This is a genomic window from Herminiimonas sp., assembly GCF_030645555.1.
In the GTDB taxonomy this organism is placed as follows: domain Bacteria; phylum Pseudomonadota; class Gammaproteobacteria; order Burkholderiales; family Burkholderiaceae_D; genus Oxalicibacterium.
The window spans coordinates 1-10,462 of sequence record NZ_JAUSME010000082.1 but is presented as its reverse complement, the minus strand read 5'-3'; the positions used below and the strand labels follow the sequence as shown (position 1 = coordinate 10,462).

Below are 10,462 nucleotides of genomic sequence, written 5' to 3'. Positions count from 1 at the left end.
CGGAAAAATCGACCTTGGCAAAATTGGGATCGCCGAGCAAGCCGTTGTACAAGGTATTGACTGCTGGCAGCAGGTTGATTTTATATGTCATCAATTCCTTGATGAAACACGGGATGTCGCGCGGGTTCGGAATCAGGATATTCATCGCGCCCATGCGGGTGCCCACCATGCAGCACGCCGTCAGCGCGAAGATATGATAAAGCGGCAGTGCGCAAACAAATGTCAGCGCCTTGTTCTTCGCTTCCATGTCGAGTGCCGGCGCTATCCAGGCTTCATTCTGCAACACATTGGCAATGATATTCCGGTGCGTCAGCATGGCGCCTTTGGCAGTCCCGCTCGTGCCTCCGGTATATTGCAGGAACGCCACATCATGCGGATAGAGCGCAGGTCGCTGCATCGTCATGCCGGATGCCTGCTCCAATACATCATTGAAAGCATGCGCACCGGGCAGTGAAAAGGCCGGCACTTTCTTCTTGATGTGTCTGACGACAAAATTGACGATGGCGCCCTTGAGGCTGCCCATCAAATCACCGATCGTCGCGATGACGACATGCTGGATTTGCGTGCAGGCGATGACCTTCTCCAGCGTGCCGGCAAAATTCTCAAGCACGATGATGGCTTGCGCACCGGAGTCCACCAGCTGGTGTTGCAACTCACGTGCCGTGTATAGAGGATTGACATTGACCACAATAAAGCCGGCGCGCAACACGGCCGCAAGCGCAACCGGGTACTGCAGCACATTCGGCATCATCAGCGCCACGCGCGCGCCCTTGGGCAAACCTGTGCTTTGCAACCATGCGCCCAGCTTGATCGACAACACATCCACTTCGCCATAGGTGAGGAATTTATCCATGCACACGTAGGCATTGCGGTCAGCATATTTTTGAAACGATTCTTCCAGCAATTGCACCAGCGAGCCATACTGCGAGGGATCGATTTCCTCCGGTACGCCCTTGGAATAAGACTGCAACCAAAACTTCCCCATCTCCACCCCTAGTCTCTGTTTGTTATTCGAGTTGTCTTCAGGATTGGCTTAGCCGCACACATTGATGCTAGCGTCCAGAACGTCGGCGTGCAAGCATTTTGATCAGCATGCGCACAAGAGCAGCTTGCTGCTCTTGATCCTGCCCGCTGCAACTATCGCGCTAACAAACCCTATCGAGTTGGCGTAAGATAGGCGGTTCATCGTGCAACGATTTCCATGCCTCAAACATCGAAAGCCGTGCGCTGTAAAAATGTGGAGACGCCATGAAGTTGATCGACCCCATCATCAAGTTTCATCACGAACTGCAAGCCATACGCCGTGAAATTCACGCGCATCCCGAGCTTTGTTTCGAAGAGCACGATACAGCTGAACTGGTGGCAAAAAAACTGACCGAATGGGGTATCCCTGTTATACGTGGCATGGGCGTGACCGGCGTGGTCGGCGTCATCAAGCATGGCAGCAGCGCTCGCGCAGTCGGTTTGCGCGCCGACATGGATGCGCTGCCGATACAGGAAATCAATACCTTCCCGCACGCATCAAGGAACGACGGCAAGATGCACGCCTGCGGCCACGACGGCCATACCGCGATGCTGTTGGGCGCAGCGCATTATCTGTCGCAGCACAAGAATTTCGACGGCACGGTGTATCTGATCTTTCAACCTGCAGAAGAAGGCGGCGGCGGCGCCAAGCGCATGATGGACGACGGCCTGTTTGCAAAATACCCTATGCAGGCAGTGTTCGGCATGCATAACTGGCCGGGCATACCGGTCGGTCAATTCGGCGTGACGGCAGGGCCGATGATGGCATCGAGCAATGAGTTTGAAGTGCTCGTGCGCGGCAAGGGTGCGCATGCAGCGCAACCGCACAAAGGCATAGATCCGATCATGGTGGCGGTGCAGATTGCACAAAGCTGGCAAACCATCATTACGCGCAACAAGAGCCCTATCGATGCCGCCGCATTGTCGATCACGCAAATCCATGCCGGCAGCGCGACGAATGTGATTCCCGATGACGCCACCCTGATAGGCACCGTGCGTACCTTCAATCTGGACGTGCTGGATTTGATCGAGTCCCGCATGCGCACGATCGCCGAGCATACCGCGCAGGCATTCGATGCAACGGTGGACTTCCGCTTCAAGCGCAACTATCCACCGCTGATCAATCATGCGCAAGAAACTGCCTTTGCGGTTGAAGTATTGCAATCCATTGTCGGCGTGGAGCACGTCGATGCCAAAACTGAGCCGACGATGGGCGCGGAAGATTTTGCCTTCATGCTGCAGAACAAACCCGGCTGCTATGTATTCATCGGCAATGGCGAAGGCGCTCATCGCTCGGCTGGCCACGGTCTGGGGCCGTGCAATCTGCACAACCCGAGTTACGATTTCAACGATGACTTGCTGCCGATAGGCGCAACTTACTGGGTCCGTTTGGCCGAAGCATTTCTGAAACAGCAATAAAGTCTGTTGGCAGGCATCGATTCTTCATGGTCTGAAGAATCGATGAGCAAGCGTCAAGCCAATATCGCAACGGTCTGGCTCCCATAAGCGACCAGATACCCGCCATTCACCTTCTGCCAATCCAACGCAGTGGCTGCATCGGAAAACCAGTTCTGCTGGAAGTCACCAAACATCCCCAATTCCAGACGATAGCGGTCGAGTTTTGCAGTGCTGCAAACATCAATATCTTGTTTGCAGAGCTCCCACGCAGCGTAGCCTAGTTCTTTTGCCAATGTATGCAGAATATGTTTGAGTTGCATGCTTGTACGTACCGCATACAGATCGGTAATGCGCAATTCTGGCATTACCTTCGTCGCGATGACGCGGCGCAAAACTGGTAGTGATTTGCTGGATTCCAGCGAACGCGCATCGCGCAATAGACGACGTGCATAACGACGTAGAAAATCGCTGTTGCTGAGATGACTAGCGAAGTCGTTGCGGGAGTTGTTGCTAACGGGAAGAGAAGTAGACCACATGACGTTTCCTTTCAAAGTACCGTTTCTCGCTACGGCTTCAAGGGTTTAACGTTGCGGACTTCATATTGCGGATTCGCAAACAGAAAATTGCAAACACAGGTGCATCAGCTTTTGCGAGATCAGGCATCCTGCATGCCTGCCGCTATTTTAACGCAAATAATTCGGATGGAACAGAAACGACTTAAGGTGTGGCTACCGGCAGATACAGATCGACCATAGGCTCATTTGGCGTGAGTTGAATATCGCCATACCAGGCTTCCACCGTCTCGCCGGTGTTGTCGGTATCAGTCAATACGCCTACGCCTATCAACTTGCCGGGCTTTTCGCCAAACGCGCGTTCATAGTCCGCCACGATATCGCGCGAAAATGTATTCCATTCACCGACGTCCTTGGGTCCGGTAGCGGCGACGATCATTTTGATGCGACTGCTGCGGGTATTCGCGATGATGGTATCGACCGGCGCCTTGCGGCCCCAGATGTACATCAGCGTCGCATACGGCAGCTCCCGCCCCGTCAAGAGGTGCGCGGTTTCAAACATGATCTGATCGGCAAACGGCAAGTCATCCTTGTTGCCATCAAAGCCAAGGATAATCCGTGCCGGCGCATCTTCCAGTGTGCGATCGGTATTGTCAGCGGACTCAATCAGACCGCTGATGCGCCACTTCCAGCTGAGTTGCGGCTCCTTCATCGGATCGATATCGACCTTCTGCATCAGACCCGAGGATGCGCCGACAGCCCGTGCATGCAAGACCTTTTGTCCTTGATCGGAAACCAATGCATATTCAGTCCGCTTTTTATTGCGATGGATGATCATCGGCTCCCATTCCCTCGGCATGCTGCCCAGCGCGCTCTCGGAAAAGAGCGTGATATCCATCTCCTCCGATGCTTGCGGTGGCGCCACTTCCCGATTGCCCGGCACCTGTGCACAGCCGGCCAGCGAAAACAACAGGGCGATATGAATGGAAAGTGATTTCATGTTTTTGTAAAAATAGTGACCGATGTATTAACCATGCAGTGTACGCCCGATACCGGTGATTCCGGACCGTCCAGGCTGGCTCATGTCTGCGACTTTCCCGCCTTGATGCATTGAATCGCATAAGGCTTGCGCTCAGCTTCGTCGCCGGTGACGATAGATGCCTGCACGCCGGCGCTGAATTGCCAGCGTATTTTATGGTATTTCGCCACATTTTCGCGATGGGCGACGCTGACCATGGCCGCCTCTGGCAAGTCCTGTAATAGCAGTTGATACACCAGATCTTCAGTTTCCGTATCGAGCGCACTGCTCGCTTCATCCATGAACAAGACATCGGGACGCATCAGCAATGCACGTACAAATGCCACGCGCTGCTGCTCGCCCGGCGACAAACGCTGGCTCCAGTTGTCGGCCTGATCAAGCTGCGCTTTCAGATGCGGCAATTTGCACAAATCCAGGTAATGCTGGATCGCCAGATCGGTGTAGGTTTTTTCGCTGGCAGGATAAGCGATGGCAGCGCGCAGGGTGCCGATAGGCAAATAACTTTTTTGCGGCAGGAACAACAGCTTCCAGCTCTTGGGAATTTCCATGCTGCCGCTGCCATAAGGCCAGATACCGGCTAGCGCACGCAGCAAGGTTGATTTGCCGCAGCCCGATGGGCCGGCCACCAGTATGCGTTGCCCGGCCTGGATATCAGCTGAAAACGTGACAGTGAGCGGGGATCCATCCGGCAAATCAAGTCGCAGCTGATCGATCAGGATCGCGCCCACATTATTTTGCGTCACCATCACACCGTCGATATCGGCATGTACTGCATCGACTGCAGCATGGAATCCGGCCAGTCGATTCACACTGGCCTTCCACGCTGCCAGATCGCTGAATGCGGTGATGAACCATGACAGCGCGCCCTGTACCTGGCCAAACGCAGAACTAATCTGCATCAATCCACCCAGCGTGATGGCGCCGGAAAAATAGCGTGGCGCAGCCATCAGGAAGGGGAAGATATTTGCAAACTGTGAATAAAACGTGGAAACCAGATTCAGGGTTTTGGTGGTGCGCATGATGCCCCACCAATTGTCTCGTATGCGCTGGAAGCGGCTGTCGAGCTGGGCTTGTTCCTGGGCTTCACCGCGATACAGGGCCACCGCTTCGGCATTTTCACGCACGCGTATCAGGCCAAAACGGAAGTCGGCTTCAAAACGCTGTTGATAAAAATTCTTTCCTATCAGCGGCCAGCCAACCAGACCAACGATCGCCGATCCTATGCCGGCATAGGCAATCGCAAACCACACCATGTAACCGGGAATCGTTATTTCCTGTGTGCCGAGCAGGAAGGAAATCGGCCCGCTGACCGACCATAAAATACCGATAAAGGACAGCAGTGTCACCACGCTGGACAACAATCCTAGCGACAGTGACAGTGTTCCACTGGTGAGAAAATTCAAGTCTTCCGCTATGCGCTGGTCGGGATTGTCCGCCGCATGTTTTTGCTCGATCCGATAGTAGGCTCGATGATCCAGCCAGCGTGCCATGTACTGTTTCGTCATCCATACACGCCAGCGCATCTGCAACGATTGCGTCAGGTAGATGCGATAAATGGCGACTGCAATAAAGATAAATGCAAGATAGCTGAAGCGCCACAGCTGCTCGATGAATACCTGGTAATTCTTGGTTTCCAGCGCATTATAAAATTCGCGGTTCCATGTATTGAACAAGACTTCCAGATACACCATGCCCAGCGCAAGGGCGACGATCGCCAGCAGCAAGCCGCGCGCGCGCCACTTTTCTTCCGATACCCAGTAAGGCTGAATCAAACGCCATATGGCGCGCCGGTCTATGCGCTCTTTCGGCATGGCGGCATGCTGCACTATCATCCGGGCAATTGATCTGCAGCCGTCCCCAGGCGCAGTCCGGGATTGACCTGTTCCAAGGCCAGCAGCACGGCCGATTGATCCGCCTGCGGCGTCCGCTGCAAAATGCTTTGATAGTTATTCGTCACCAGCTCGGTTACCGGCAAACGCAAACCGGCATCGGCGGCAGCGATCAAGATATTTTCCAGATCCTTGAACTGGCTCTTGACCTGGCCACCCGGCAGGAAATTACGCTCCAGCATCCGTTGCCCATGTACTTCCAGTATACGGCTTTCTGCAAAACCACCGCGTATCGCAGCACGCACCGCAACCGGATCGGCACCACCAGCTTGTGCCAGCAGCAGCGCTTCCGCCACGATGTTCAGGGTGCCGCCGACGATCAGCTGATTGCACAATTTGGCAATCTGGCCGCAACCGGCCGGCCCCACCAGCGTCGGGCGGCCCATCGTTGCCAGCACGGCCTCGACTGCGGCAAAATCTTCTGCGCTGCCGCCCGCCATGATCGCCAGCGAACCAGCCTGTGCGCCGACCACACCGCCGGACACCGGCGCATCAATGAAGCGCACGCCATGCGCGGCCAGCCTGGCATGCGCATCCTGTGCTTCGGATTGGCGGGTAGAGCTCATGTCCACGACGATTGCGCCGCGACGCAAGCCCGGTAACGCAGCAGCTATCACTTGCGCCACGATCGGCCCCGCTTCCAGCATCGTGATGACGATATCGGCTGCGCGCACCGCCACTGCTGCCTGCTCCTCCACCCTGGCGCCCAACGGCGCCAGTTCATCGGCCTTGCTGCGCGTGCGATTCCAGACGGTGACCTCATACCCGGCTTGCAGCAAGCGGGTCGCCATCGGTTTGCCCATCAAGCCTATGCCGAGGAAGGCGATCGCAGGTTTCGATGCTAACTGGTTCAATTCAAACTCCTTTTGCTCAACATTTTCACTGCATAATGGCGCATTCTTCCTACAAAAAGCAACTGCGATGTCGACGGAAAACATACAAGCCATTCTGGCCACGCGCATGCAACTGGGCGAATGCCCACTCTGGCATGCACAGGAAGCTGCGCTGTACTGGATAGATATCGATGGACATGCCGTGCATCGCTTCACTCCAGCCGATGGCGCACATCGCAGCTGGACCATGCCATCCGAACCGGGCTGCATCGCCCGCAATGCAGCCGGCGGCTTGCTGGTCGCACTGCGTTCCGGCCTGGCCCTGCTGGATACCGCCAGTGGCAAGCTGAGCGACATCGCACCCGCACCGTATGACTCCCAGACCACACGCTTCAATGACGGCCGCTGCGATGCTGCAGGACGGCTCTGGGTCGGCACCATATACGAGCCGCGCGATCATCCGAATGCCGCCTTGTTTTGCGTCGAACATGGCGCCATACGCGACAGCGGCAAGCGCGCCACTGTATCGAACGGCGTGGCCTTCAGTCCTGACAACAAAACCCTGTATCACGCCGACACCACTGCACACCGCATCACGGCATACGACTTTGATGTAGGCAGCGGCGCTACCGGCGCCAGCCGCTTGCTGAAGCAATTCTCGACAGACAAACTAAACGATTATGGTGGCCGCCCCGATGGTGCCGCAGTCGACAGTGAAGGTGCTTACTGGTGCGCGATGTATGAAGGCGGCAGATTGCTGCGCCTGTCGCCGGCCGGCGATGTGCTGCGTGAAGTCCTGCTGCCGGTACGTTGCCCGACCATGATGGCATTCGGCGGCGACGATTTGCGCACGCTGTATATCACCACCGTGAGCAAGAATCGTCCGGCGGCCGAACTGGAGCAATACCCGCTATCGGGCTGCGTCTTGAGTCTGCGCGTTGATGTGCCGGGGCTACCCGAACATGCTTATCTCGCCTGATCCAGCCGCGATGAGCAAATTCATACTCGCGATCGATCAGGGCACGACCAGTTCGCGCGCAATCCTGTTTAATCACGCTGGAAAAATACACGGGCTGGCGCAGCAGGAATTCCCGCAGATTTTCCCCGAACCAGGCTGGGTTGAACATGACGCGAATGTGATCTGGCGCAGCCAGCTCTCGGTCGCGCAAAAAGTACTGCAGGACCATCATGTCAGCGCATCCGATATTGCGGCAATCGGCATCACCAATCAGCGCGAGACCACCGTACTCTGGGATCGCAAGACTGGCACAGCGCTCGCCAATGCAATCGTCTGGCAAGACAGGCGCACTGCCGCGCTGTGCGATCAATTGCGCGACGAAGGCAAGGCTGCTTTGTTCCAGCAAAAAACCGGCCTGGTGCTCGATGCGTATTTTTCCGGCACCAAGCTGAAATGGCTGCTCGATCATGTCCCCGGCGCACACGCCAGGGCGGAGCGCGGCGAGCTTGCATTCGGCACCATTGACAGCTGGCTGATATTCAAGCTGTCGGGTGCGCATGTCACCGATACCAGCAATGCATCGCGCACGCTGCTTTTCAATATCCATACCATGCAATGGGATGAAGAGCTGCTCGACATCCTGGATATACCGCGCTCGCTGTTGCCGGCAGTTGTCTCCAGCAGCGGCGTTGCCGCGCATACGCACACAGCGCTGTTCGGCACGCCGATACCGATTGCCGGCATTGCGGGCGACCAGCAAGCTGCCACCTTCGGCCAGGCTTGCCATCAAGCTGGCATGGCAAAAAATACCTATGGCACCGGCTGCTTCATGTTGCTCAATACCGGCAAGCTGGCAGTTGCATCGCAGCACAAACTGCTGACGACCATAGGCTGGACACTGGGCGATGGCGCATCTGCGTCTACCGATTACATGCTCGAGGGCAGTGTTTTCATGGGTGGCGCAACCATCCAGTGGTTGCGCGACGGCCTGGGTATCATCCAGCAGGCATCTGAAGTGGAAGCACTGGCAAGCAGCGTACCGGATGCAGGCGGCGTCGTGTTCATTCCCGCCTTCAGCGGCCTGGGCGCGCCGTATTGGGATCCCTATGCGCGTGGCACTATCGTCGGCATGACGCGCGGCACCAACAAGGCGCATATCGCGCGCGCAGCGCTGGAAAGCATTGCGTATCAAACTGCAGATGTACTTGAAGCCATGCAAAAGGATGCACGCATGCCATTGCAGGAATTACGCGTCGATGGCGGCGCTGCGCGCAATGATATGTTGATGCAGTTTCAGGCGGATGTATTGAATGTACCGGTGATCAGGCCGGTAGTGACGGAAACCACTGCCCTGGGCGCGGCCTATCTGGCCGGCCTGGCGGTATCGTTCTGGAACTCGAAGGAAGAGATCGCAGCGCAATGGCAAATGGATAAGCGCTTTGAACCGAACATGCGGGCAGATGAACGCGCCCAGCGCTTGCATACATGGCGGCGCGCCGTCCAGCGCGCCCAAGCCTGGGATATATGATTCCCGATCTCGATTGCGGACATGAAAAAGGGCTGGCATGGAAGCCAACCCTTTGCGGCCTGACTAGCCGCCTATTGCATTAGCAACGCTGGAAAAGCGCGGCGTGCGCAACAGGCAATTTACTCTACCGCCAGCCACAAGAATGTCAGTCCCACACCGATAGGAATGCCGAAGCGTTCGAGCCTGGTCGCGTTTTCCTTCGCAACGACTTCGACCGGCAGATCCGTCAAGGCCATCACTTTATTGACAACCGAGCCCTGGAAGAAGCGTGCCAATGCATTTTTCCTGGTCGTGCCTATGACAATTTTCTGCGACTTTGTTTTTTCAGCGCAGGCAACAATGGCTTCTGCCGCATCACCCTTGTCCATGTGCACCGAGTGTTCCACTCCCGCCCTGGACAGTAAATCAACTGCAGCTTCCACTGCCTTTTCGGCGCGCTCTTGCTGAAACATGCGGACATTGCCCGATGGCACAAAGCGTGTCAGATACCTTGACATCCGGGGTTGGATATTCGTCAGATTGACGTTGATCACTTCATCATGCAATGCGCGATATTGAATCACGTATTCCACTGCGCGCAATGCAGTTCGTGAACCGTCGACAGGGATAAGTATGTTGAGCATGGTGGTCTCCTCGCAATATATGAACGTTAGTATTTTATGTAAATAGCCTTCATGGATGTCTTCGTGCGCCCTCCCTGTGCATCGGTTTTGCAGCTGTGTCTGAGCCAATTGCTCCGTACAATCCCGCGGCTTCCCTGCATCGTAAGATTTGAACGAAAAAAAACCTTTACCTATGCGGTAAAGGTCTCGCCACAACGTTACCGTTGCCTGCAGGCCGGGGAATGTCCCGTAATGACGGCTTCTGCAGTGAGGCTACTCCCCTTTAAGGGAAACTACTTAACTTCAAGATAGGTGAGCACATGCCGAGTGTCAATGTATTTATTAAGAATTCGTTAAATTAAACTTAACCAAATCTTAATAATGTGCGCTGAGCGCTCATTTCTACGATCGTTACAGGTTTCGGGAGGGGCTTGCTGGAGCAGGACGGAACCGTCCTTGCAATGAAAAAGGGCTAGCTTTACGCTAACCCTTTGATATTACTGGTGCTGATGAGGCGAATCGAACACCCGACCTACTGATTACGAATCAGTTGCTCTACCAACTGAGCTACATCAGCGAAGCCCGCTATTCTACCAAAAATTTGCATGAAACTGTTGTGGCAATAGCGAATTTGGATGGTTTTCATCCTCGAAGAGCCGCTAAATGAGGATTAATCGCTC

9 protein-coding genes and 1 tRNA gene are annotated in these 10,462 nt (G+C 55.4%); 3 read left to right on the top strand and 7 right to left on the bottom strand.

Annotated features, from left to right (window positions below):
• Window positions 1-985, bottom strand: a 985-nt coding sequence (locus tag Q7T06_RS03230) for an AMP-binding protein (protein WP_304780056.1), incomplete at its 3' end; no start/stop codon positions are given.
• 263 nt (window positions 986-1,248) lie between these two features.
• Between Q7T06_RS03230 and Q7T06_RS03225 the strand changes: the two genes are divergently transcribed.
• Window positions 1,249-2,442, top strand: coding sequence for a M20 aminoacylase family protein (locus Q7T06_RS03225; RefSeq protein WP_304780053.1), 1,194 nt, complete (start codon window positions 1,249-1,251; stop codon window positions 2,440-2,442).
• A 53-nt stretch (window positions 2,443-2,495) separates the two neighbouring features.
• Here the strand turns inward: Q7T06_RS03225 and Q7T06_RS03220 are convergent, their stop codons facing one another.
• From Q7T06_RS03220 to Q7T06_RS03205, 4 genes are all read right to left on the bottom strand, one after another.
• Window positions 2,496-2,957 (bottom strand): hypothetical protein, encoded by a 462-nt coding sequence (locus Q7T06_RS03220; RefSeq protein ID WP_304780050.1) that lies wholly within the window; start codon window positions 2,955-2,957, stop codon window positions 2,496-2,498.
• Between the two features lie 181 nt (window positions 2,958-3,138).
• The gene (locus Q7T06_RS03215) at window positions 3,139-3,933 is read right to left on the bottom strand and encodes a DUF3047 domain-containing protein (RefSeq protein WP_304780047.1); all 795 of its coding nucleotides are present in this window, start codon (window positions 3,931-3,933) and stop codon (window positions 3,139-3,141) included.
• 80 nt (window positions 3,934-4,013) lie between these two features.
• Window positions 4,014-5,783: an ABC transporter ATP-binding protein/permease gene (locus tag Q7T06_RS03210; RefSeq protein ID WP_304780043.1), complete on the bottom strand. Its 1,770-nt coding sequence runs from the start codon at window positions 5,781-5,783 to the stop codon at window positions 4,014-4,016.
• 17 nt (window positions 5,784-5,800) lie between these two features.
• Window positions 5,801-6,799: an NAD(P)-dependent oxidoreductase gene (locus Q7T06_RS03205; RefSeq protein WP_304780041.1), complete on the bottom strand. Its 999-nt coding sequence runs from the start codon at window positions 6,797-6,799 to the stop codon at window positions 5,801-5,803.
• Between Q7T06_RS03205 and Q7T06_RS03200 the strand changes: the two genes are divergently transcribed.
• Window positions 6,783-7,673 (top strand): SMP-30/gluconolactonase/LRE family protein, encoded by an 891-nt coding sequence (locus Q7T06_RS03200; RefSeq protein WP_304780039.1) that lies wholly within the window; start codon window positions 6,783-6,785, stop codon window positions 7,671-7,673. The two genes, Q7T06_RS03205 and Q7T06_RS03200, sit on opposite strands and share 17 nt — an antisense overlap.
• Window positions 7,674-7,683: 10 nt before the next feature.
• A complete protein-coding gene (gene glpK, locus Q7T06_RS03195; RefSeq protein ID WP_304780059.1) occupies window positions 7,684-9,180 on the top strand; it encodes a glycerol kinase GlpK in 1,497 nt (498 codons plus the stop codon).
• 119 nt (window positions 9,181-9,299) lie between these two features.
• Here glpK and Q7T06_RS03190 read toward each other — a convergent pair whose 3' ends face one another.
• Window positions 9,300-9,803: a universal stress protein gene (locus Q7T06_RS03190; protein ID WP_304780036.1), complete on the bottom strand. Its 504-nt coding sequence runs from the start codon at window positions 9,801-9,803 to the stop codon at window positions 9,300-9,302.
• Between the two features lie 480 nt (window positions 9,804-10,283).
• A tRNA-Thr gene (locus Q7T06_RS03185) sits at window positions 10,284-10,359 on the bottom strand.
• Between the last annotated feature and the right edge of the window lie 103 nt (window positions 10,360-10,462).

Coding starts and splice junctions, on each gene's coding strand:
- Q7T06_RS03200 (WP_304780039.1), top strand. CDS start 6,783: ATGTCGACGGAAAACATACAAGCCATTCTGGCCACGCGCATGCAACTG.
- Q7T06_RS03220 (WP_304780050.1), bottom strand. CDS start 2,957: ATGTGGTCTACTTCTCTTCCCGTTAGCAACAACTCCCGCAACGACTTC.
- Q7T06_RS03210 (WP_304780043.1), bottom strand. CDS start 5,783: ATGCCGAAAGAGCGCATAGACCGGCGCGCCATATGGCGTTTGATTCAG.
- Q7T06_RS03190 (WP_304780036.1), bottom strand. CDS start 9,803: ATGCTCAACATACTTATCCCTGTCGACGGTTCACGAACTGCATTGCGC.
- Q7T06_RS03205 (WP_304780041.1), bottom strand. CDS start 6,799: ATGTTTTCCGTCGACATCGCAGTTGCTTTTTGTAGGAAGAATGCGCCA.
- Q7T06_RS03225 (WP_304780053.1), top strand. CDS start 1,249: ATGAAGTTGATCGACCCCATCATCAAGTTTCATCACGAACTGCAAGCC.
- glpK (WP_304780059.1), top strand. CDS start 7,684: ATGAGCAAATTCATACTCGCGATCGATCAGGGCACGACCAGTTCGCGC.
- Q7T06_RS03215 (WP_304780047.1), bottom strand. CDS start 3,933: ATGAAATCACTTTCCATTCATATCGCCCTGTTGTTTTCGCTGGCCGGC.